General features: G+C 63.8%; 21 protein-coding genes. 19 read left to right on the forward strand and 2 right to left on the reverse strand.

Annotation, left to right across the window (positions count from 1 at the left end; translation table 11 throughout):
- Nucleotides 1-321: 321 nt before the first annotated feature.
- Together IVB45_RS22725 and IVB45_RS22730 are read right to left on the reverse strand one after the other, a co-directional pair.
- Complete coding sequence (locus tag IVB45_RS22725) at nucleotides 322-1,590, reverse strand: class I SAM-dependent methyltransferase (protein ID WP_247361933.1); 1,269 nt, start codon at nucleotides 1,588-1,590, stop codon at nucleotides 322-324.
- 75 nt (nucleotides 1,591-1,665) lie between these two features.
- The gene (locus IVB45_RS22730) at nucleotides 1,666-2,253 is read right to left on the reverse strand and encodes an SIS domain-containing protein (protein WP_245287774.1); all 588 of its coding nucleotides are present in this window, start codon (nucleotides 2,251-2,253) and stop codon (nucleotides 1,666-1,668) included.
- A gap of 161 nt (nucleotides 2,254-2,414) precedes the next feature.
- On the opposite strand from IVB45_RS22730, the gene IVB45_RS22735 reads away from it, so the two are divergent.
- The 19 genes from IVB45_RS22735 (at nucleotide 2,415) to IVB45_RS22825 (ending at nucleotide 21,235) form a co-directional block, all read left to right on the forward strand.
- Complete coding sequence (locus IVB45_RS22735; protein WP_247361934.1) at nucleotides 2,415-3,443, forward strand: SDR family oxidoreductase; 1,029 nt, start codon at nucleotides 2,415-2,417, stop codon at nucleotides 3,441-3,443.
- An 83-nt stretch (nucleotides 3,444-3,526) separates the two neighbouring features.
- A complete protein-coding gene (locus tag IVB45_RS22740; protein ID WP_247361936.1) occupies nucleotides 3,527-5,098 on the forward strand; it encodes a PfkB family carbohydrate kinase in 1,572 nt (523 codons plus the stop codon).
- Between the two features lie 27 nt (nucleotides 5,099-5,125).
- Complete coding sequence (locus IVB45_RS22745) at nucleotides 5,126-6,127, forward strand: SDR family oxidoreductase (RefSeq protein WP_247361938.1); 1,002 nt, start codon at nucleotides 5,126-5,128, stop codon at nucleotides 6,125-6,127.
- Between the two features lie 5 nt (nucleotides 6,128-6,132).
- On the forward strand, nucleotides 6,133-6,744 hold the full coding sequence (locus IVB45_RS22750) for a hypothetical protein (RefSeq protein WP_247361940.1): 612 nt from the start codon (nucleotides 6,133-6,135) through the stop codon (nucleotides 6,742-6,744).
- Complete coding sequence (locus IVB45_RS22755) at nucleotides 6,741-7,769, forward strand: aminoglycoside phosphotransferase family protein (RefSeq protein ID WP_247361941.1); 1,029 nt, start codon at nucleotides 6,741-6,743, stop codon at nucleotides 7,767-7,769. The genes IVB45_RS22750 and IVB45_RS22755 overlap by 4 nt, the downstream gene beginning before the upstream one ends.
- Nucleotides 7,766-8,614, forward strand: coding sequence for a transketolase (locus IVB45_RS22760; protein ID WP_247361944.1), 849 nt, complete (start codon nucleotides 7,766-7,768; stop codon nucleotides 8,612-8,614). The genes IVB45_RS22755 and IVB45_RS22760 overlap by 4 nt, the downstream gene beginning before the upstream one ends.
- Nucleotides 8,615-8,624: 10 nt before the next feature.
- Complete coding sequence (locus tag IVB45_RS22765; protein ID WP_247361947.1) at nucleotides 8,625-9,584, forward strand: transketolase C-terminal domain-containing protein; 960 nt, start codon at nucleotides 8,625-8,627, stop codon at nucleotides 9,582-9,584.
- 8 nt (nucleotides 9,585-9,592) lie between these two features.
- On the forward strand, nucleotides 9,593-10,699 hold the full coding sequence (locus tag IVB45_RS22770; protein ID WP_247361950.1) for a DegT/DnrJ/EryC1/StrS family aminotransferase: 1,107 nt from the start codon (nucleotides 9,593-9,595) through the stop codon (nucleotides 10,697-10,699).
- Nucleotides 10,689-11,807, forward strand: coding sequence for a DegT/DnrJ/EryC1/StrS family aminotransferase (locus IVB45_RS22775; protein WP_247361953.1), 1,119 nt, complete (start codon nucleotides 10,689-10,691; stop codon nucleotides 11,805-11,807). The genes IVB45_RS22770 and IVB45_RS22775 overlap by 11 nt, the downstream gene beginning before the upstream one ends.
- Nucleotides 11,804-12,610: a sporadic carbohydrate cluster 2OG-Fe(II) oxygenase gene (locus tag IVB45_RS22780; protein ID WP_027567508.1), complete on the forward strand. Its 807-nt coding sequence runs from the start codon at nucleotides 11,804-11,806 to the stop codon at nucleotides 12,608-12,610. Before IVB45_RS22775 ends, IVB45_RS22780 begins: the two co-directional genes overlap by 4 nt.
- A complete protein-coding gene (locus IVB45_RS22785) occupies nucleotides 12,603-12,995 on the forward strand; it encodes an LIC12192 family sporadic carbohydrate cluster protein (RefSeq protein WP_247361956.1) in 393 nt (130 codons plus the stop codon). Before IVB45_RS22780 ends, IVB45_RS22785 begins: the two co-directional genes overlap by 8 nt.
- Nucleotides 12,996-13,020: 25 nt before the next feature.
- Nucleotides 13,021-13,686: a class I SAM-dependent methyltransferase gene (locus tag IVB45_RS22790; RefSeq protein ID WP_247361958.1), complete on the forward strand. Its 666-nt coding sequence runs from the start codon at nucleotides 13,021-13,023 to the stop codon at nucleotides 13,684-13,686.
- Nucleotides 13,664-14,281 carry a WbuC family cupin fold metalloprotein gene (locus IVB45_RS22795; RefSeq protein ID WP_247361960.1) on the forward strand — a complete coding sequence of 206 codons (618 nt, stop codon included), beginning with the start codon at nucleotides 13,664-13,666 and terminating at the stop codon, nucleotides 14,279-14,281. Before IVB45_RS22790 ends, IVB45_RS22795 begins: the two co-directional genes overlap by 23 nt.
- A complete protein-coding gene (locus IVB45_RS22800) occupies nucleotides 14,278-15,495 on the forward strand; it encodes a class I SAM-dependent methyltransferase (protein ID WP_247361962.1) in 1,218 nt (405 codons plus the stop codon). Before IVB45_RS22795 ends, IVB45_RS22800 begins: the two co-directional genes overlap by 4 nt.
- Complete coding sequence (locus IVB45_RS22805) at nucleotides 15,488-16,693, forward strand: class I SAM-dependent methyltransferase (protein WP_247361964.1); 1,206 nt, start codon at nucleotides 15,488-15,490, stop codon at nucleotides 16,691-16,693. Before IVB45_RS22800 ends, IVB45_RS22805 begins: the two co-directional genes overlap by 8 nt.
- A gap of 3 nt (nucleotides 16,694-16,696) precedes the next feature.
- Nucleotides 16,697-17,731, forward strand: a complete 1,035-nt coding sequence (locus tag IVB45_RS22810; protein ID WP_247361965.1) for a Gfo/Idh/MocA family oxidoreductase — start codon at nucleotides 16,697-16,699, stop codon at nucleotides 17,729-17,731.
- A gap of 366 nt (nucleotides 17,732-18,097) precedes the next feature.
- The gene (locus IVB45_RS22815; protein WP_247361967.1) at nucleotides 18,098-19,102 is read left to right on the forward strand and encodes a nucleotidyltransferase; all 1,005 of its coding nucleotides are present in this window, start codon (nucleotides 18,098-18,100) and stop codon (nucleotides 19,100-19,102) included.
- The gene (locus IVB45_RS22820; protein WP_247361968.1) at nucleotides 19,099-20,790 is read left to right on the forward strand and encodes a ThiF family adenylyltransferase; all 1,692 of its coding nucleotides are present in this window, start codon (nucleotides 19,099-19,101) and stop codon (nucleotides 20,788-20,790) included. The genes IVB45_RS22815 and IVB45_RS22820 overlap by 4 nt, the downstream gene beginning before the upstream one ends.
- Nucleotides 20,768-21,235 carry a Mov34/MPN/PAD-1 family protein gene (locus IVB45_RS22825; RefSeq protein ID WP_256469445.1) on the forward strand — a complete coding sequence of 156 codons (468 nt, stop codon included), beginning with the start codon at nucleotides 20,768-20,770 and terminating at the stop codon, nucleotides 21,233-21,235. Before IVB45_RS22820 ends, IVB45_RS22825 begins: the two co-directional genes overlap by 23 nt.

The following is a 21,235-nucleotide window of genomic DNA, read 5'->3' on the forward strand; positions in this document are numbered from 1 at the left end:
GCCGTTGGCCCAGCCCTCTGTCGAAGGATGAGCCGGAAATCGGGCTCGATTGTTCGGGGATTTCAAAGCCGCGCCGGAAATCCGCGTCTAACGGGCCGGCTGCGAGTGCGCGGTATCTACTGCGGATGGGACCAAAGGTCAAGATAGAGAGGGCCCGCGCGAGTAAACCGACCTCCGCGGGCGACCGACTAGAGATCAGGCCGATCAAGGGCTTATCTGCCGCCTGCAAAGCGCCTTCCCAGGGCCTCAGCCGGTTCCTCGCAGAACGAGACCACCGGGCCCGTCCCCCTCACCTGCAGCCTCTTTGGCGACCCCTCAAGGTCAGACGGCCCGATCGATCGTCGAAATACCCGGCAACGGCACGACGAACTTTCCGCCCTCGGCGAAATAGCCGGCATGCTTGGCCCGGATCGGATCCACATAGCGCCAGGCGAAGACGACGACGAACGCCGGCTTGCGCTCGTAAAGGGCGGCGGGCGGCAGGATCGGGATGTCATACCCCGGGCCGGCCATAACGCTCCCCTTCTTGGGGTCGTCGTCCACCAGGAAGTCGATCCTGTTCTCCAGGCCGAACTGCGGCAGCAGCGTCGTGGTCCCGACCGAGACGCCGTAGCCGGCCACGAGCTGGCCGCGCGCATGGGCGGCATCGGCCATCGCGACCAGCTCGTCGCGGATGGCGGCGATTCTCTTCGCATAGGGCACATAGTAGGCCGGCCGGTCGACGCCGAGCCGGTCTTCCTCGGCGATGAAGCGCGCGACCTCCGCGGACGGCCTCTTCGCGCCACCGGCACGCTGCACCGTCACCCGGATCGAGCCGCCCTTGGTCTCGATGTGCTGGGCGTCGATCACTTCCATGCCGAGTCGCGCGAAGAAGCGCGTCAGCGGCTTGATGTTAAAATACGACAGATGCTCGTGATAGACGGTGTCGAGAAGGTTCTTCTCGGTGACGTCGACGCCATACTGCGTTTCGAAAACGAACAGCCCGTCCGGCGCAAGCACGTCGCGAACCCCGATCACCAGCGGGTCGAGATTGTCGACATTGGCGATCATGTTGTTGGCGATCACGACACTGGCCGCGCCGTGGCTTTGCAGGATGCGGCGACCGATGGCATCGGTGAAGAAATCGCCGATGGTCTCGATCCCCGCTTCCGTCGCACGCCGCGCGATGTCGACGGCGGGATCGACACCGAGCACCCGCATGCCGCGCTCCCTGAAGAAACCGAGCAGCGATCCGTCGTTGCTGCCGAGCTCGACGACCAGCGAGCCCGGCGCGATGACGAATCGGCTGACGACGTCCATGGCATAGCCCGCGAAGTGCTCCCGCAGGCCAAGCGAGAGCGAGGTGGTATAGACGTAGTTTCGGTATTGGATCTCTGGATTGCCGACGTGGAGAATCTGCAGATGGCCGCAGTCTGCGCACAGGTGCAGCGCCATCGGCACCGCGGCCCGAAAGACGGGATCGTCGACGCTTGCGTCCGGCACCTGAAAGTTCGGCGTGCCGATGGGCATGCCTGCCATCGGCACGACGAGCTCTTGCTTGTCCGAATGACAGAGGCGGCAGGTATGGCGGACGTAGAACAGGTTTTTCATCGTAGGACCGTAAGACGGAGACATGCGAACAGGCGAGGCAATCTCACCCGTGGTGATCAGATAGAGGGCACCGCCTCAGGAGGCCGGATATTCCGCGCGACCGATGATGAGGTCGATCGCGGCCATCATCCAGAACTGATGCGTGGTCTCGACAATATTGTAGCTGCGGCTGTCGACGTAATAATTGACGTCGCCGAGATTGCGCAGCGGATTCTCCGCGGTCATGCCCGACAGCGTGATCACATCGAGCTTCATCGTCCGCGCCTGCGCGACCGCATTGAGAATGTTCTTCGAGCGTCCCGACGAGCTGATCGCGACGAGGCAGTCGCCGGCGCGGGCGCTCAACCTCACGGCATGCGCAAGCCAGTCCTCGAAACCATAGTCATTGGCGAGGCACGACATCATGCTGGCATCGCTGAAGCAGAGTGCCGGCACCGATGCGTTCTTCGCCAGATCGATCGCGAGATGGGAGGCGATGCCGGCCGAGCCTCCATTGCCGATGAAGATGACGCGGCCGCCCTGCTCGCGCGCGCACAACCAGGCCGTGCGGGTGGCGGAAATCCTGGCGAAAACCCCGTCGTCAATCGCCGTCGCGCGATGGAGGCGTCCTACGTAGTCGTCAAGGAAAGCCTTGTGATCGGGATCGACGGACTCGGCAGGCATGGGCTCGCAGCTCGACGGCGACATGACGCCCTGATACCGGCTATCACCAGTGATTGCAAAGGTATATTACCTTCGAAGTTGACCAGCAGCCGATTCGGTTTCCACCTTCACTCAACATTGGCGGGCCTGTTTCGCTGGGCATTCGCATCACGGATGTTCCTATGAAATGCATCGTTACCGGTGGCGCCGGCTTCATCGGCAGTCACCTCGTCGACCGCCTCCTCGACGACGGCCACGAGGTCGTCGCGCTCGACAATTTTGTGATCGGACGTCCCGAAAATCTGGCCTCGCGCGTCGATTCTGATCGACTGAAGATCGTGCGGGCCGACGTCACCGAGCTCGAATCGATCAAGCCGCATTTCGACGGCATCGACTGGGTATTCCATCTCGCAGCGCTGGCAGACATCGTTCCCTCGATCGAGTCCCCGATCCCGTATCACCGCGCCAACGTCGACGGCACCGTCAACGTTCTCGAGGCTGCACGGCAGGCGGGCGTCAGTCGCTTCGTTTATGCCGCATCGTCGTCCTGCTACGGAATTCCCGACGTCTATCCGACGCCGGAGAGCGCCGAGATCCGGCCGATGTATCCCTATGCCCTCACCAAGAATCTCGGCGAGCAGTGCGTCATGCACTGGTGCCAGGTCTACAAGCTGCCCGCGGTCGCGCTGCGCCTGTTCAACGTGTACGGGCCGCGCCACCGCACCACGGGCACCTACGGCGCCGTGTTCGGCGTGTTCATGGCGCAGAAGCTCGCCGGCAAGCCCTTCACGGTGGTCGGCGACGGCGAGCAGACCCGCGACTTCACGTTCGTCAGCGATGTCGCCGACGCTTTCGTGACCGCCGCGCGCTCCGAGGTCTCGAACGAAATTTTCAACGTAGGCTCGGACAACACCTACAGTGTCAACCGGCTGATCGAGCTTCTCGGCGGCGACAAGGTCCACATTCCCAAGCGTCCCGGCGAGCCCGATTGCACCTATGCCGACATCACCAAGATCAAGCGGATCCTGAAATGGACGCCGAAGGTAAAATTTGAGGACGGGGTCGCGACGATGCTGAAGTCGATGGATCAGTACAAGGACGCCCCCCTGTGGACGGTGGACAAGATCGCGGACGCCACGAAGGACTGGTTCAAATATCTCGGGGACAACAACGACGCGGCGCCCGGCGTGCCGCAGAAGGCAAGCCAGTGAACAGGTTCGCCGGGTATCGTTGCCGCGAATCGATCAATTCCGGGCCGCCCGGCTGAGGCCGGCTGGCGCTTTAGGTTATTCACATGGGCAATATTCCGACCGGCAATCCCGCGTTGAACGACCAACTGGCGGCGCACGAAAAGATCAAGACGATCGAGGAACTGGGCGAGATCGCGCGGTCCGCGCAAGCGCGAGGCCGGAAGGTTGCGCTCTGCCACGGCGTCTTCGACCTCGTGCATCTCGGCCATATCAGACACATCCAGGCGGCGCGCAACGAGGGCGACGTCGTCATGGTGACGATCACCGCCGACCGTTATGTCAACAAGGGACCGGGTCGGCCGATTTTCCCCGAAAACATGCGGGCCGAGATGCTGGCCTCGCTCGCGACCGTCGATTGGGTCGGCATCAATCACACCTCCAGCGCCGAGCCGATCCTGGATACGGTGCGGCCGGACATCTACGTGAAGGGATCCGACTACGAGAATCCCGAAGACGACGTGACCGGCAAGATCCGGAGCGAGCGCGACGCCGTCGAGCGTCACGGCGGACGCATCGTGTTCACCCGGGACGTGACATTCAGCTCCTCGTCGCTAGTGAACCGGTATTTCGACATCTACGATCCGCCGCTTCGCGACTACCTGCAAAAAGTCCGTGAAGGTGGCGGCGCCGATCGCCTGCTGAAACTGATCGACAAGGTGCAGGACATGCACGTCGTGCTGGTCGGCGACACCATCATCGACGAATACCAGTACGTCACGGCGCTCGGAAAGGCATCGAAGGAAAACATCGTCGCCACGCTGTTCAAGAGTGGCGAGCAATTTGCCGGCGGCGTCATTGCCGCGGCGAACCATGTCGCGAGCTTCTGCAAGTCGGTGGAGGTCGTCACGACGCTGGGTGGCAACGACTACCCTGAGGAGTTCATTCGGGCGCATGTCCGCCCAAACGTCACGTTGACGCCGATCCGCCTTCAGGGCCGTCCGACGACCCGCAAATCGCGGTACGTCGAGCTGGGATATCTGCACAAGCTCTTCGAAGTCTACACCATGGACGACACGCCGCTCGACGAGGCCGATCGGAAGGAAATCGACCGTATCACGACGGAGCGTGTGCGTAGCGCGGATGTGGTGATCGCCACTGATTTCGGTCACGGCATGATCGCGTCGAGTACGATCGACACCCTGATCGCCAACTCCAAGTTCCTGGCGGTCAATGCCCAGAGCAACAGCGGCAATCACGGCTACAACCTGATCACGAGGTATCCGCGGGCCGACTACATCTGCATCGACGCGCCGGAGGCGCGTCTGGCTGCAACCGACAAGTTCAGCGACATCGCGTCCGTGATCGAGGTCGGCCTGCACGGCAAGATCGACTGCGACAACATGATCATCACGCACGGCTCCTTCGGCTGTTACCCTTTCTCGTCGAAAACCGGCGTCACGCGCGTCCCCGCCTTCACCAAGACCGTCGTCGACACCGTCGGCGCGGGGGACGCCTTCCTGACGATCACCGCGCCGCTGGTCGCCGCCGGCGGCAATATCGAGGACGTCGCCTTCATCGGCAACGCGGCCGGCGCAATCAAGGTCGGGATCGTCGGCCACCGCAGCTCGGTCGAAAAGGTGCCGCTGGTCAAGTTCGTCACCGCGTTGCTGAAGTAGCGCGACGGCAGATACTGGAGAACGACAGTGATTGGTCGAAAATGGAATGTGATGGTCACCGGTGGTGCCGGCTATGTCGGTAGCGTGCTGGTTCCCCAGTTGCTCGCTGCGGGCCACAAGGTCACCGTGCTCGACCTGTTCATGTATGGCGAGGACGTGTTCGATGCCGTCCGCAACAATCCCGATTTGCGCCTGATCAAGGGCGACATCCGTGACGAAGCCGCGATCAACGAGGCCCTGCGCGGCAACAACGCCGTGATCCACCTCGCCTGCATCTCCAACGACCCGTCGTTCGAGCTGGACCCGGGGCTCGGCAAGTCCATCAATTACGACTGCTTCCGGCCGATGGTGCGCGCCGCCAAGAAGGCGGGCATCAAGCGCTTCATCTATGCCTCCTCGTCCAGCGTCTATGGCATCAAGGACGAAGCCGAGGTGACCGAGGACCTGTCCTGCGAGCCGCTCACGGACTACTCGAAGTTCAAGGCGATGTGCGAGACCGACCTTGCCGACGAGGCCGCGTCCGGTTTCGTCACCTGCACGGTTCGTCCCGCCACCGTCTGCGGCTACGCACCGCGGCAGCGGCTCGACGTCGTCGTCAACATCCTGACAAATCTCGCGGTCAACACCGGCCGCATCCGCGTGTTCGGCGGAACGCAGCGCCGGCCCAATTTGCACATCGAGGATATGTCAGCCGCCTATCTGTTCCTGCTCCAGCAGGATGACGCAAAGATCGACGGCAAGACCTACAATATCGGTTACGAAAACCACTCGCTGATGAAGATCGCCGACATCGTCAAGTCGGTGGTCGGCAGCAATGTCGACGTCGTCGTCGAGCCGACCGACGATCTCCGCTCCTACCACGTCTCATCGGAGAAGATCCGCCGCGAGCTCGGCTTTGCGCCAACCCACACGATCGAGCAGGCCGTGTCCGGCCTCGTCAACGCCTTCAGGGGCGGCCGCCTGCCGAACTCGCTCAACGACCCCCGGTACTTCAACATCAAGATGATGCAGAACATCAGCCTGAAGTGAGCGGCGTGCGGATCGGCATCGATTTCGACAACACGATCATCTGCTACGACAAGGTCTTTGCCGCCGTCGCACGTGAGCGTGGGCTGGTGCCGGAAGGGTGGGAGGGGCTTAAGACCGACCTACGGGATCATCTCCGGTCCCGCGCGGGCGGCGAGCTCGCCTGGCAAGGACTGCAAGGCTTCGTCTACGGCAAGGGAATTGGCGGCGCCGAAATCTATCCAGGGGTGCGGGAATTCCTGGCGGCGTGCAAGCAGGCCGGCTCGAAGGTTTGCATCGTCAGCCACAAGACCCGATTCGGTCATCAGGACCCCGACCGCACTGACCTGCGTGACGCCGCGCGCAGCTGGCTGCGGGGGGCGGGCCTAGTCGACGCTGCGGATGCGGCGCTGGCTATCGGCGATATCTATTTCGAGGACACACTGCCCGCCAAGGTCGAGAGGCTCGTGATCCTGAAGCTCGACGTCTTCATCGATGACCTCGTCGACGTCTTCGAGCAACCGCATTTTCCGAAGGCCACGCGATCGATCCTGTTCACGCAGTCGCAGCCGCCCCACCCCGAACACTGCAAGCCAATCGCGACATGGGCCGATATCCGCCGCGAGGTGTTTGCGGCATGAGCGAGACCGACATCACCGCGCCGGATGCGATGGCGATCGGCAGCCGCCTGGCCGGTGCGCGTGTTGCGTCCGCCCAGCCGGCACGATCCGGCGGCAACAACAGGGTGTTTCGGCTGGAGATGGCGGATGGACCGCCCCTCGCCCTCAAGCATTATCCGTCCGACGGACGCGATCGCCTGGGACAGGAGTATGATGCACTCTCGTTCCTGGCGCGCCACGGCATCACGTCGACACCGCAGCCAGTCGCGAAGGACGCAGATGCATTCTGCGCGCTGTACCAATGGTTCGACGGCGAGGCCGCGGCGCTGCGTCCCCAGGGCGACGACGCCGACCAACTCGCCGATTTCCTCATAGAGCTACAGAAGCTGCGCAAAGCCGAAGGCGCGCAGATTTTGCGCAACGCCTCAGCCAGCATCTTTTCGCCGGAGGCGGCCATCGCCCAGTACGAACAGCGTCTGGACGCATTGAGGCGAGCCTCGGATAGTCATTCCGACCTGCGTGCGTTCCTCGAAGGCAGCCTGGTTCCCAGCATTGACGTCGCGATTCGGCAGCTCCGCCGGCGTTACGCGGAACTGGGTCGGAATCCCGCAGCGGACCTTGCGCCCACCCATCGCGCGCTGAGTCCGTCCGATTTCGGACTGCACAACGCACTGCGCGCCGAAGACGGGCGTTTGCGATTCATCGACTTCGAATATTTCGGCTGGGACGATCCGGTCAAGCTCGTGTCCGACACCGCCATTCACCCCGGCAGTGATCTGCCGGAAGCGAGCGCGAATCGCTTGATTGAACGGCTGTCGCGCGCCTTCGAGGCGAACGATGACGCGTTTGCGGTCCGACGTGACGTACTGTATCCTGTGTTCAAGGGAATCTGGTGCCTGATTGTCCTGAACGCCTATTTGCCGGACAGCCGCTCCCGGCGCGCAATCGCTGCGCAAGGTGGCGATGTTAGGATCCGCCTCGCCGGTCAGCTCGACAAAGCCCGCCGGCTTCACCAGACGATTCGCCCAACCGATTTACCGAAGTGACCCAGATCTCGCCCCACGCTGAAGCCGCCCTCACCTGCACGCTGGACGAGCGTAGCCTTTATCTGCGCCGACTGGTGCTCGGTTCTGTCCGCTCCGCGGGACGCGGACATGTCGGTCCGGCATTGTCGCTGATCGAGATGGTCCGCGTACTCTACGACGACGTGCTGCGGATCGATCCGAACAACCCGCGCGATCCGGCCCGCGACCGCGCGATCCTCAGCAAGGGACACGGGTGTCTGGCGCTCTATGCGCTGCTGGCCGATCGCGGCTTCTTTCCTTTGTCGGAGCTGGACGGTTTCTGCGGCCCCGACAGCATTTTGGGCGGACATCCCGAATACGGAATGGTGCCGGGGGTCGAGGCCTCGACGGGCGCGCTCGGACACGGCCTGTCGATCGGTGTCGGCCTCGCGCTCGCCGCGCGCATGCGCGAGCGCACCTACCGCACCTTCGTCCTGCTCGGAGACGGCGAGATCAACGAGGGATCAGTGTGGGAAGCCGCCATGGGCGCGGCCAAGCACGGGCTCGACAATCTGATCGCGCTGATCGACTACAACAAGCTGCAGAGTTACGGGCCCACCGATTACGTCCTGCCGCTGGAGCCGCTCGCGGACAAGTGGCGCAGCTTCGGCTTTGCCGTCCAGGAGCTCAACGGCCACGACGTCGGCGCCCTGCGCACAGTCCTGAAGCAGGTCCCAGCCGTTCCGGGAAAACCCGCCGCGATCATTTGCCATACCGTCAAGGGCAAGGGTCTGCCGGCCGCGGAATCCAACGCCGATTGGCATCACAAGAACAAGCTCACCGACAGCGAGCTCGACGCCATCCGCGTCGCCGTCGGGGATTTTTGATCGGGTCCTCATGCGCAACACCGCGATGAACATGGTCCACAAGCTCGCCGCACGCGACGAGCGTGTGCTCTACATCGGCTCCGATCCCGGCGCAGGTACCTTGCGCGCGATGAGCAAGGAGTTTCCCAAGCGCCACCTGATCGAAGGCATTTCGGAAGCACACATCATCGGCATGTCCGCCGGCCTCGCGATGGAAGGCTTCGTGCCCTATGTCAACACCATCGCCACATTCCTCACCCGCCGCTGCTACGAGCAAGTCGCGGTCGATCTGTGCCTGCACAATCTGCCAGTGCGGCTGATCGCCAATGGCGGCGGGCTGGTTTACGCGCCGCTCGGCCCCACCCACCAGGCGATCGAGGACATCGCCATCATGCGGGCGCTGCCGAACATGACGGTGGTCTGCCCGTGCGATGCCGACGAGGCGTCGCGGCTGATGGAGCAAACGCTCGACTGGACCGGGCCGATCTACATCCGGCTCGGCAAAGGTGGCGACGCCGTGGTCTCGAAGGCCGAGCACGGCTTTGAGATCGGCAAGGCCATCCTGATGCGCCCGCCCGGCGACGTCGTCATGGTCACGACAGGCATCATGCTCCAGCGCGCACTCGCTGCGGCCGACCTGCTGGCAGCGCAAGGCATTCGCGCCGGCATCCTGCACATGCACACCGTCAAGCCGCTCGACACCGAGGCGCTGCTGCAAGCGATCCGGGGCACCAGGCTGGTAGCGACGCTGGAGGAGCACGTGCCCTCCGGCGGCCTCGGCAGCGCGGTCGCGGAGGCGCTGATCGACAAGCTCGGCTCTGGCCTGCCCGCGATGCTGCGGTTGTCGCTGCCGGACCGGTTCATGCACAATTACGGATCGCAGGACTCGCTGCTGAAGAAGCACGGACTTTCCGCCGACGCCATTGCGACCTCGGTCGCGCGCGCGCTCCCCGCTTCGCACACCTCCTCTCCTCAACTTCATTCCACCTGACGGGCCCCATGCACGACGTTCGATATTCCTATCTGCTCGAGCAATTCTCCGACCCGGCACCGATCCTGGCCGAGATCGGCCGACTGGTGGCGACCGGTGACTTCACCCTGGGCAAGCCGGTCGCTGAATTCGAACGGCGCTTTTCCGAGCTGATCGGCGTGCGTCACGCCATCGGCGTCGGATCGGGCACTGATGCGCTCAAATTGCCGCTCAAGGCGCTCGGCATCGGCCATGGCGACGAGGTCATCACGGCTGCCAACACCTTCATTGCCACGGTCGGTGCCATCGCCGAGACCGGCGCGACGCCGGTGCTGGTCGACTGCGACGACTCCTTCTGCATGAACGTCGACTACGTCGAAGCCGCGATCACCGAGAAGACCAAAGCGATCATGCCGGTTCAGTTGACCGGCGAGGTCACCGACATGGGCAAGCTGATGGCGATCGCCCAGCGCCACAACATCCCCGTGGTCGAGGATTCCTGCCAGGGCATCCTGTCGGAGTTCGCGGGAAAACGGTCCGGCACCCACGGTATCGCGGCCGGCTTCTCGCTGCATCCGCTCAAGAACCTCAACGTCTGGGGCGATGCCGGTGTCGTCGTCACCAATGACGACCGGATGAACGAGCGGCTTCGCCTGATCCGCAACCACGGCATGAAGAATCGCGACGAGATCGCGATCCTCGGCTGCAATTCGCGGCTCGATTCCCTCCAGGCGGTCGTCGGCAACTGGCTGATCGGCCAGACCAGCGAGATCACGCGCCGCCGGATCGAGAACGCGGCCTATTACGATTCGGGCCTTGCCGGCCTGCCCGGCCTGCGCATTCCGCCGCGCCGGCCCAACGTCAAGCACGTCTACCATCTCTACATGGTGTTCGCCGAGCGCCGCGACGAGCTCTACAAATACTGCCTGGACAACGGCATCGAAGCGAAGATCCACTATCCCATCCCGCTGTATCAGCAGGAAGGCCTCAAGCACCTCGGCTACGCGCCGGGCACCTTCCCGGTCACCGACCGCCACGCCCAGGAAGTCATCAGCTTCCCCGTCGACCAGCATCTGACGCGGGCGCAACAGGACCGCGTCATCGAGATCGTTCGGAAGTTCTGCCATGGACGCTGACACCGGCCGCCGGCGCATCGGTTACGTCAATCTTCCCGCGCAATTCGAGGAAGAGCGCGTTGAGATCATGCAGGCGGTCGAGGGCGTGTTCCGGCGCGGCGATTTCATCGGCGGCGCGGCCGTTGCGAAGCTCGAAGAGGAGCTCGCCACCTATCTTGGCTCGCCGCATGTGGTGACGCTGAATTCCGGCACCGATGCGCTGATCCTGTCGTTGCGGGCGCTCAACATCGGTCCCGGAGACGAGGTGATCACCCCGCCGAATTCGTTCGTGGCGTCGACCGCCGCCATCATCGCCGTCGGCGCCACGCCAGTATTTGCGGACGTGCTGCCGGACCAGAATATCGATCCGGCCGCGGTCGAGGCCGCCGTCACCCCGCGGACTAGGGCAATCATGCCGGTGCACCTGACCGGGCGGATGGCCGACATGAACCCGCTGATGGCGATTGCGGCCAAGCACGCTCTTGCCGTGATCGAGGACAGCGCACAGGCCGTCGGCTCGACCTATGACGGGCGGATGAGCGGGACCATCGGAACGTTCGGCTGCTTCTCCGCCCACCCGCTGAAGAACCTCAATGCCGCGGGCGACGCCGGCTTCGTCGTCACCGCCGACGCCGAGCTTGCCGCGAGAATTCGCCGCCTGCGCAATCATGGCCTGATCAATCGCAGTGACGTCCAGGAATGGGGCATCGTGTCACGCCTCGACACGGTCCAGGCCGAGGTGCTCCGGATTCGCTTGCGTCACCTGCCCTCTGTCATTGAACGCCGGCGCCGCAACGCCGCGCAATATCGCGCCGAGCTCGGCGGCCTTCCCCTGTTCATTCCGGTTTGCCGCAACATCGAGTTCAACACCTTCCACACCTTCGTCGTGCAGACGGACCGTCGCGACGACCTCCAGAAATATCTTGCCGACAAGGGTATCGAGACCGCGATCCACTATCCGGTACCGATCCACCTCCAGGAAGCGGCGGCGCATCTTGGCCACGGTCGCGGCGCGTTCCCGGTGACCGAGCGGCAGGCGGATCAGATCCTCACGCTTCCCATCAACCAGTTCCTCTCGACCTCGGACATCAGCTATATTTGCGCGACGGCCCGGGAGTATTTTGCATGACGGACACGGCTTTCCTCGAGGCCGATGAGCAGGCATTGGCGCAACGCTTCATCGACGACGGCTTCGTCACCACGCCGGCCGACGATCGCGCCGGGCTCGATCGGATCCAACGGCGCGCCGCCGAGCTCGCGGCGGATTATCTGAAGCTGCCACACGGCAACGACCCCTACGCGATGCTCGACACCATCCACACGCGGGTGAGCGTAGATGATCTCAACGGCCTGCGGCTGCACGTCTTCAACGGTCTCAACGCCGAGCCCTGGTTCCGGCCGACCTATTTCCGTCTGGCGCGCTCGACGATCGAGACCATCGTCGGCAACGAGCTCTGCATGCAGCGCCGCGTCAATCTCAGCATCCAGCTACCGGGAGACGATTCGTCGCTGCTCGCCACCCATTCCGACGTCTGGTCGGGCGACTCGCCGTTCGAGGTCGTGGTGTGGGTACCGCTGGTCGACGTCCACCGCACCAAATCGATGTATCTGCTGCCGCCATCCCTGAACGGCAACATGCAGGACCGGATGGCCAGCCTGCGCAGCGCCGAGGAACTCTACCAGACCATCAAGCCGCACGCGACTTTCATCGAGATTCCCTACGGTCACGTGATGCTGTTCAACCAGACCCTGATGCACGGCAATCGCATCAACGAGGAAGCCGGCTCGCGCTGGAGCATGAACTGCCGTTTCAAGAGCATCATGTCGCCCTATGCGGACAAGCGATTCGGCGAATTCTTCGAACCGATCCTGTTGCGCCCGGCGACACGTGTCGGCATGCAATACAAGCTCCCGGGAGGCTTCCATGGCTGAGCGAGCCGGCCATCGCGGCTATATCGGCGCCCGGCCATTGAACGGCAGCCGTACCCCGCAGCACGTCCAGAACATCGTGATCCGCGACTATGCGCGACGGAAGAATCTGCATTATCTGCTCAGCGCCGCCGAGCACACCATGCCCGGCAGCTACATGGTGCTTGAGGACATCCTGGACGAGCTGCCGCGGTTGCGCGGCCTGATTCTCTACAGCATCTTCATGCTGCCGCCCGACGAGGCACGGCGGCGGGAGATCTATGGCCGGGTGCTGAGCGAGGGCTGCGATCTGCACGCGGCCGTCGAGGAGATCACGCTGTCCTCGCGCGACAACATCCAGGCCGTCGAGGACATCCTGCTCGTCAACAAATTCGCGACCATCCTGTGACGATGCTGCGGACCGGTTGAGGACAATGGCCGAGATCAACCTGCTCCAGCCGATGCACGCATCGACCAAGCGGAACTACGTTCAGCGGGTCGTCGAGCACGACAAGGCGGAATCCGCCACTGTCGCTCGGCAATGGGGACACGACTACTGGGACGGCGACCGCCGTTATGGCTACGGCGGCTACCGCTACGACGGACGCTGGCGCCCGCTCGCCCAGACCCTGATCGACCGCTATGGCATCAAGCCCGGGATGAGCGTGCTCGATGTCGGCTGCGGCAAGGGCTATTTGCTCTACGAACTCACCCAGCTCGTCCCCGACCTCACCATCGCCGGCATCGACATCTCCGACTATGGCATCGCCAACGCCAAGGAGGAGGTGCGGCCGCAATTAAAGGTCGGCAGCGCCGTCGAGCTCCCCTACCCCGACCACAGCTTCGATCTCGTGGTGTCGCTCGGCGTGCTCCACAATCTTCCGCTCGAGGACGTCTTCCGCGCCGTGTCGGAGATCGAGCGCGTGGGGCGCGGCGCCTCGAAATATCTGATGGTGGAATCGTTCCGCGACGAGCGCGAGAAGGCGAACCTGCTCTACTGGCAGCTCACCTGCCTGAGTTTCCATGGTCCGGAGACGTGGGCCTGGATCTACGACAAATGCGGCTACCGGGGCGACCATGGGTTCATCTTCTTCGAATGAAGCAACGGGCCTGCGCCGGCCGGCCTCGTTGCGGGCGCAAAATCCCGAAGTGTATTATTCGGACGACGCCATCGTCACGGCGGACGACGCCACGATCGCGGAGCTGAAGCGCATCGCCGCAGGCAATCCGCGTCTGCGCAGCCGGCTGTGCACGCATCCCGATCCTTCGTCCGGCCTGCACGAGATGCTGATCGTGCATCACCGCGAGGCCTATGTGCGGCCTCACAAGCATTTTGGCAAACCTGAATCGTTTCACCTGATCGAGGGCACTGCGCAGGTCGTGATCTTCGAGGACGACGGCCGCATTCGCGACGTGCTCGAGATGGCGCCGTACGGCCGGGGCGTGCTTTGCTATTACCGGATGCCCGAGCAGGTTTTTCACTCGATCCTGATCACCTCGGAGTGGCTGGTGTTTCACGAAACCACCGCCGGTCCGTTCGATCCCTCCCGCACGGCGTTTCCCGACTGGGCACCGGATGGCGGCGATGCCGCGGAAGTGCAGGTCTATGTCACTAGGACCGGTGCGCTCGCCGCGGAGCATCTGGCCCATCGCCATGCTTCACGAGCCAATCCAGCAGAGGTTCCTATTCGATGACTGATCATTGCCGCCTCTGCCACTCGACCAATTTGCGCCCGGTCATCGACCTCGGACAGATGCCGATTGCGCATCGGCTTCGGCACAGCCGCGACGAACAGGAGGAACGGTATCCGTTCGAGGTGTTCGCCTGCGGCGAATGCGGCCTCCCCCAGATCGTCAAGCCAATCGATCCCGACATTCTGTACCGGCAGTTCAACTACAATTTCAGCAGCTGGAAGCCGGAGCCGCACCAGGTCGACGAACTCGATACCATCGCCAAATTCTCGGCCCACCAATCCGTGTTCGAGATCGGATGCAATGACGGCCTGTTCATGGACAGGCTTCGCGAACGCGGTGCGAAGATTTTGGTGGGCGTCGAGCCCAACCCGGTGTCGGGCAAGATCGCCCGCGAGCGCGGCATCAAGGTCTATGCCGACATGATCAGCCCGGCGCTGTGTCACGACGCGGTCGCGGAGGCCGGCAAGTTCGACCTCGTCGTCTCGCGACAGGTGCTCGAACACATCGTCGATTTCGAGAATTTTTTTGACTGCGTGAAAATCGCGCTGCGCGACGACGGTCTGCTGTTCATCGACGTGCCTGATTTCGCGCCCGGCTCGACCGCGGGCGACCTCTCGGTCCTGTGGGAGGAGCACGTCAGCTACTTCACCGAGCCGACGCTGCTCGCGCTGCTGGCGCGCCACGGCTTCGAAGCGGTCTCGGTGAAGAAGTACAACTTCAGCGGCGGCAGCCTCGCGATCGCAGCGCGACGTACGACGCGCGACGTTACGGCCCCGCCCGCGCCGTCTGGCGTCGGCGAGAGGTTCGGCCAGCGCGCAAGGGAGTACGGCGCGCGTCTTCGCCCGATCCTCGCCAAGGCCCGCGCCAACGGCGCCGAGATCGCCATCTACGGCGCGGGCTGCCGCGCCTGCACCTTCACCAATGCCCATGAACTCGCGGATCTCGTCGACCTCTCGGTCGACGACCAGAAGGAGCGCCAGGGCTTGTTCCTGCCCGGCACCGGGATTCCGATCCGCCCGCCGGAGGACCTCGCCGGCAAGTCGGAACCGCTCGTCTGTCTTCTGGCCGTGAACCAGGAGAACGAAGACAAGGTCGGCAGCCGGCTGCGCGAAAACGTGAAGCGTCCACTCCACATCGTTTCGATCTTCGCGCCATCGGACATCTGGAGCGAGCTCGATCGCCTCGAGGCCGCCGCAGGGTCGCGGCATGGCTGAGGACAAGCTCTTCAACTATTACGAACGTCAGGACGTCCTGCCGACGTTCGGCAATTTCAAATCCGCCGCCGAACTCGAAGCCTATGCCGGCCTGCGGCGTGAGTTGTTTTCCGACAAGCTGGTGCTGCCGCCGCGGTTGTTCCGCGACGCAGACGTGCTCGAATTCGGCCCCGATTCCGGCGAGAACGCGCTGGTGTTTGCCGGCTGGGGCGCAAACATGACGCTCGCCGAGCCGAACCGGCATGCGCACGCGAAAATCCAGGCTTACTTCGCGCATTTCAACCAGGCCCAACGTCTCCGCGAACTCCTATCGTTCGACGTCGAAGGATTTCACAGCGATCGCCGTTTCGACATCATCGATGCCGAGGGATTCATCTACACGGTGCAGCCGACTGAAAATTGGCTCGGCATCTTTCATCGGCTGCTCAATCCGGACGGTTACGCCGTCGTTTCCTACTACGAGCGCTACGGCGGCTTCTTCGAGCTCGCGCTCAAGGCGATTCATGCGGCCGGCAAGGTGCTGACGGGCCGTCCCGGACTCGAAGCGGCGAAGCTGCTGTTCGACGCGAAATGGAACAGCATTCCGCACACGCGCAGCTTCGAATCCTGGCTGATGGACGTGCTCGAAAATCCGTTCGTCCGGCACCGCTACTTCCTCGACGCGGGCGCCTTGTGCACGGCTGCGCACGAACAGGGATTCGATATCCATTCGGCGTGGCCCGCCTATCGCGACGGCCTGGACGTCTACTGGCACAAGAAGATCCTGTCCGACGATGAGAAGCTGCGGCGCGCGACGCGCCACCTCGGCCGCAGTCGTCTGAGCTTTCTCGGCGGACGGAAGCTCTATCTGGCCGGCAAGACCGAAGCGGTCGACGCGATTTCGGCTTCGATCGAGACACTGGTTGCCGATGTCGATGCGATGATCGACGATCCCTTCGGCGACAGCCTGCCCCGTGCGATCGCGAGCCTCGCGTCACTGCGCGAGACGATTCCGGCGACAGATGTTCTCGCCGACGATGCGTCCGACATCGACGCCATCATTGCGACCCTCGACAGTTTCCACCGTATCTTTGGCGCGATCGGGCGACAGGATGCGTCCACAGTCATAGCCCTCACCCAGTCCGACCAGGCGTTCATCAACACCTGGGGACAGCCGGCGCATTTCCTCGTTCTGCGGAAACGCTTCGAGGGGTCCTAGCAAGTGAGGCCAGGCATTGGCATCGTCGGAACGGGCATGGTCGGTCAGATGTGCCACCTCGCCAATTTCGCCGCCAACCCCACCTGCCGCGTTGTCGCGATTGCGGATCTGCGGCCTGATCTCGCCGCCGCAGCGGCGCAGAAATTCGACATCGCCCGGGTTTACGGTACGCACCGGGAATTGCTGGCGGATAGCGAGGTGTCGGCCATCGTCGTCGTGACGAAGCGTCGCGCCACCGGCCCGATCGTGCTGGATGCATTGAACAGCGGTCGCCATGTGCTCTCGGAAAAGCCGATGGCCTACACCACGGCTCAGGCCGTTTCACTGACCGAGGCGGCGCGGCGGCACAACCTCGTCTACAGCATCGGCTACATGAAGCGTCATGATGCCGGGGTGGCGCGCGCGATTGCCGAGTTGGCGCGCCTGCGAGCGGATCAATCGCTTGGACGGATTGTTGGCGCGCGAGGCTGGTGCTTCGGTGGCAGCACGGGCCGGTCGCAGGACAATTTCGTCATGACCGGCGAAGTGCGGCCGGACGGGCTCGAGCTCTGGCAGGATGGCCCCGACTGGATGCCGGGCGCGATGCGACCCGGCTACGACAATTTTCTGAACGTGTTCAGCCATATCATTAATCTCGCGCGCTACGTGCTCGGATCGTCACCGACAGTTGCGGAAAGCACCGTCGAGACCTCGGGCGCGGCGACCGTGACACTCGACTTCGACGGCGTCGCCTGCGCGCTGCAGCTCGCGAATGGATCCGAAGGCGTCTGGCGCGAGGGGCTGAGCATCGAATTCGAGCGGGGCAAGCTGACCATCGAATTGCCCCCGCCTTTTGCCGAGCAGGAGGCGGAGGTCATCCTCGATCAGCAAGGACAACGCACGCAATTGCCGCGCGACACGAGCTGGGCGTTTCGGCGTCAGGCCGATGCATTCGTCGCCGATATCGTGGAACAGAGGACGCCGCTGGCGTCCGGCGAGGATTCCGTGGCCGACATCGCCCTTGCGGAGGCGATCTGGAAAGCGCGGGTCGGTGGCTAGGTTTCACGCCGTCCGGCGGCAATATCCGGAGGATGGCTGACCGCCCGCGTCCTGGGTTAAGTGTTTGATTTCGCTGGCAGGAGTGGCAGGGCTCGAACCTGCGACCCCCGGTTTTGGAGTACGGGCCGCCGTTTGTCGGCCCGTACTACCCAGTACCGCCCCGTAATGATTTCAAAGCGATATGGCCCCGGGGTTGGCTTGCTGGATAAGGCTAGTACCTGGCCGTCCCCGCCAGTTTGGGTCCAGCGTTGGGTCCGGGACAAAAGCCTGTGGAACGGGACAACCATTCGCATGGAAGACGTATCGTTACACGCAGCGCTTGAACTACATTAGCTGGAACTTATGTGATGCCTCACGAGGAGACGCATGGTTCCTGCAGCACGTTTCACAGAGCTTCTGGCCGACATCGAGCCCAGCCCGACAACGGTATCCCGGGCGTCAGGAGGCCACAACGGCGTCCGCAACCACCTCAGGGCCCAGGCTCGGTTCAAGGACCGCTATGTCACGAGCTTCCTCTCCGGTAGCTACGCGCGCGACACCTCGATCCGTCCCCACAGCTCGGAGAATGGCCAGGAACGTCCCGACGTCGACATCATCGTGGTCACCAACCACGAAACTTCCGACCAGCCCGAAGCCGTCCTCAAGGAGCTGTGCCAGGCGCTCGAAGACGGCGGCCAGGGATACGCGGTCGAGCGTATCAATAAGAGGTCGGTGCGGGTCGAAACCTGGCAGGCGGAGATGGATGTTGTGCCGGTGATCAAGACCTGGAACGGCTACATGATCCCGGACCGCGAGAATGACACCTGGAAGTTCACGAACCCACCGGTCCACACCCAATGGAGCTTGGAACGCAACACCGCCTTCGACGGCCGGTTCAAGCCGCTGGTGAAGCTCTTTAAGTGGTGGCGACGCGTCAACTGGAGCGGACGGCGTCCGAAGGGGTTCGTGCTAGAGGTGCTGGTCGGTCGCCACGCGCCGGTTGACGAGACCCATTATGGTGAAGCCTTCGCGCAGACCCTGGCGAACATTCACGCCGCCTACGGCGCGCTCGCCATCGCCGGCGGGAAGCCCTTCATCGCCGATCCAGCGGTTCCTTCGAACGACATCATCTCCAAAGTCTCGCTCGCGCAGTGGACAGACTTCGTCGAGAAGGTGCGCGTTTACGCCGACATCGCGCGACGGGCGCAAAACGCATCTGACATGGAGGAGGCTACATGGCAATGGCGGCGCGTCTTCGGCGACCGCTTCCGCCGGACGGCCAACGTGGCGAAGGCCTCGACCCTAGCCAGTGTCGCGGCGGCACCCGCCCAGCCCGGATACACTTTTCCGAACGCCATGGCTGCGCCCAAGACCCCGCGCGGCTTCGCTTGAAGTTCTGGTGGCTCGTCAATTCTCCAAGGCTGGCCGCCGAGCGGGCTGCCGTTGAGGCGAGCGCGCGCGACGAACGCTGGTTCACGCTGTCCCGCTGGCTGTTTCATGAAGGACGGCTGTCTGCCGAAGGCGATTTGGTCGTCCACGGCAGGCCCTACCATGTCAGGCTCGTCTATCCCGACCAGTTTCCTGAAGTGCCCGCGTGGATCGAGCCGCGCGAGGAGGCAAAATGGAGCACGCACCAGTACGGCAAGGGTACGTTGTGCTTGCAGCTCAGACCGGACAACTGGGTCGCGGGTGCGACTGGCGCAGACGTTCTGCGTAGCGCCTATGACCTGCTGGTGCTGGAGGACCCGCTCGGCGAAGGAGACCTCCGCGCGCGGTCTGACCATCACGTCGGCGAACTACAGGCCTATGACTGGGGTGCGCATCCGGTGCTGATCAGCGCAGAGTGCGCCGTGCGCTTGCGCGCAGGAACGGCGATCGAGGTGAAGGCGCTGCGCTGGATGGCGGCCGACGACGTCTGGCCGATCCTGGTCCACGACGCCACCGATCGAGCCTCTCCGCGCAGGCCTCCCGGCGCTGACTTAAACACGTGGAGGTTCGAAATACCGGTGTTCATCTCGCGCGCGGAGATGCCCGCCGAAATTTCCGATCGGGCCGCGCTCGCGCGCCTCGGCGGCTTCGACGGCGATCAAGCGGAGGCGCTCGTCGCCTCGGAGGCGGCCCTTGCGATATTTGCAGGCAAAGACGCAGCCGGCGCTGTCCACCTAACGGCCGAAGGCGCCCTTAATCGCCGACGCGTATTCGTGCTGCCCGACGACGGCGGTGCGCGATCGGCTCGGCCGGCCGAAGCGGCGGCGAAGAGCGTCGCTGTAGTTGGCGTAGGATCCATCGGCTCGAAGCTCGCCGAGACGCTGGTCAGAGCTGGCCTCGGTCGTCTCACCCTCGTCGACGGCGACGTGATGCTTCCCGGCAATCTGGAACGGCACGTCCTTGACTGGAGCGCCGTTGGATTTCGCAAGGTTGGCGGCCTGAAGCGCCGCCTGCTCGCGATCGCGCCCGGAGCCGAAGTGGAGACCATCGACGCCAACCTAAATTGGCAGCGGTCGGCGAAGACACATGCGTGGCAGATCGAGGCAATCGCAAACTGCGATCTGGTCGTGGATGCGACGGGCGATCCGGCGACCGCGCTCTTTCTAGCGGCGGTGGCCGAAGCGAATAAGCGCGCGTTCGTCTCGGTCCAGGTATTCGAGGGCGGACTGGGTGGACTGGTCGCCGCTTGCATTCCGGAGCGCGATCCACCCTTCGTTGAAGGTCGCGCCAGCTATCTCGCCTGGTGCGCGGCGCAGGACGCGGCTCCGCCCGAACCCGGCCCGCGGAACTATGAGATGCTGGCCGAGGACGGCACGCCGGTCTCGGCCGACGACGCTGCTGTGGCGGCGACCGCGGCCCACGCGGCGCGCGTCGTGCTCGATATTCTGGACGGCGCACCGCCGCCGCCGGAGGCGGCGTGGTTGCTGCTCGGCTATCGCAAGGCCTGGCTGTTCGAGGGTCACGGTCACAATATCCGCCTGGACGTTGGCGCGCGGCGCGAGCGTGCGCCACCCACGAACAACCAGGAGGCCGCGGCTTTCGCTACGGCGCTGTTCATGGAGTGGCTGGATGCGGATAAGACTGTCGGCTGACCAGACCCAGAAGCTGCTCGCCACGCTTGGACCTGCGGGAGCAAGGGAGACCGGCGGCCAGTTGTTCGGCGAGCAGCTCGCGCCGTCCGACTTCCGCGTGACGCACTTGACGGTGCAGGCTCGGCCCGGCACGGTATCGCGCTTCGTCGTCGATCTTATGCAAGCCGCCCGCGACGCAATCGTCTTCTTCCACCGCACACGCCATACCTATCGGCGCTACAACTACATCGGTGAGTGGCACAGTCATCCGAGTTTCGCGGTGCGGCCGAGCGGGATCGACATGGCCACGATGCGGCATTTGGTTCGCGATCCGCGGTTCGCAGGCAACTTCGCCGTCCTGATGATCGCAAAACTCGACGGCGCAGCGCTGTCGGCCGCGGCTTGGGTTTTCGATCCGCGCGGCGAGGCCACGGCGACGCTGGAGGTGGAAGTTGAAAGACGCTAG

Origin of the sequence: Bradyrhizobium sp. 4 (assembly GCF_023100905.1) — a bacterium.
Taxonomy (GTDB): Bacteria; Pseudomonadota; Alphaproteobacteria; order Rhizobiales; family Xanthobacteraceae; genus Bradyrhizobium.

What these genes read in the sequence shown, in the direction of transcription:
- IVB45_RS22725 (WP_247361933.1), bottom strand. Translation starts at nt 1,590, where the DNA reads ATGAAAAACCTGTTCTACGTCCGCCATACCTGCCGCCTCTGTCATTCG.
- IVB45_RS22730 (WP_245287774.1), bottom strand. Translation starts at nt 2,253, where the DNA reads ATGCCTGCCGAGTCCGTCGATCCCGATCACAAGGCTTTCCTTGACGAC.
- IVB45_RS22735 (WP_247361934.1), top strand. Translation starts at nt 2,415, where the DNA reads ATGAAATGCATCGTTACCGGTGGCGCCGGCTTCATCGGCAGTCACCTC.
- IVB45_RS22740 (WP_247361936.1), top strand. Translation starts at nt 3,527, where the DNA reads ATGGGCAATATTCCGACCGGCAATCCCGCGTTGAACGACCAACTGGCG.
- IVB45_RS22755 (WP_247361941.1), top strand. Translation starts at nt 6,741, where the DNA reads ATGAGCGAGACCGACATCACCGCGCCGGATGCGATGGCGATCGGCAGC.
- IVB45_RS22765 (WP_247361947.1), top strand. Translation starts at nt 8,625, where the DNA reads ATGCGCAACACCGCGATGAACATGGTCCACAAGCTCGCCGCACGCGAC.
- IVB45_RS22770 (WP_247361950.1), top strand. Translation starts at nt 9,593, where the DNA reads ATGCACGACGTTCGATATTCCTATCTGCTCGAGCAATTCTCCGACCCG.
- IVB45_RS22775 (WP_247361953.1), top strand. Translation starts at nt 10,689, where the DNA reads ATGGACGCTGACACCGGCCGCCGGCGCATCGGTTACGTCAATCTTCCC.
- IVB45_RS22780 (WP_027567508.1), top strand. Translation starts at nt 11,804, where the DNA reads ATGACGGACACGGCTTTCCTCGAGGCCGATGAGCAGGCATTGGCGCAA.
- IVB45_RS22785 (WP_247361956.1), top strand. Translation starts at nt 12,603, where the DNA reads ATGGCTGAGCGAGCCGGCCATCGCGGCTATATCGGCGCCCGGCCATTG.
- IVB45_RS22790 (WP_247361958.1), top strand. Translation starts at nt 13,021, where the DNA reads ATGGCCGAGATCAACCTGCTCCAGCCGATGCACGCATCGACCAAGCGG.
- IVB45_RS22795 (WP_247361960.1), top strand. Translation starts at nt 13,664, where the DNA reads ATGGGTTCATCTTCTTCGAATGAAGCAACGGGCCTGCGCCGGCCGGCC.
- IVB45_RS22800 (WP_247361962.1), top strand. Translation starts at nt 14,278, where the DNA reads ATGACTGATCATTGCCGCCTCTGCCACTCGACCAATTTGCGCCCGGTC.
- IVB45_RS22805 (WP_247361964.1), top strand. Translation starts at nt 15,488, where the DNA reads ATGGCTGAGGACAAGCTCTTCAACTATTACGAACGTCAGGACGTCCTG.
- IVB45_RS22815 (WP_247361967.1), top strand. Translation starts at nt 18,098, where the DNA reads ATGGTTCCTGCAGCACGTTTCACAGAGCTTCTGGCCGACATCGAGCCC.
- IVB45_RS22825 (WP_256469445.1), top strand. Translation starts at nt 20,768, where the DNA reads ATGCGGATAAGACTGTCGGCTGACCAGACCCAGAAGCTGCTCGCCACG.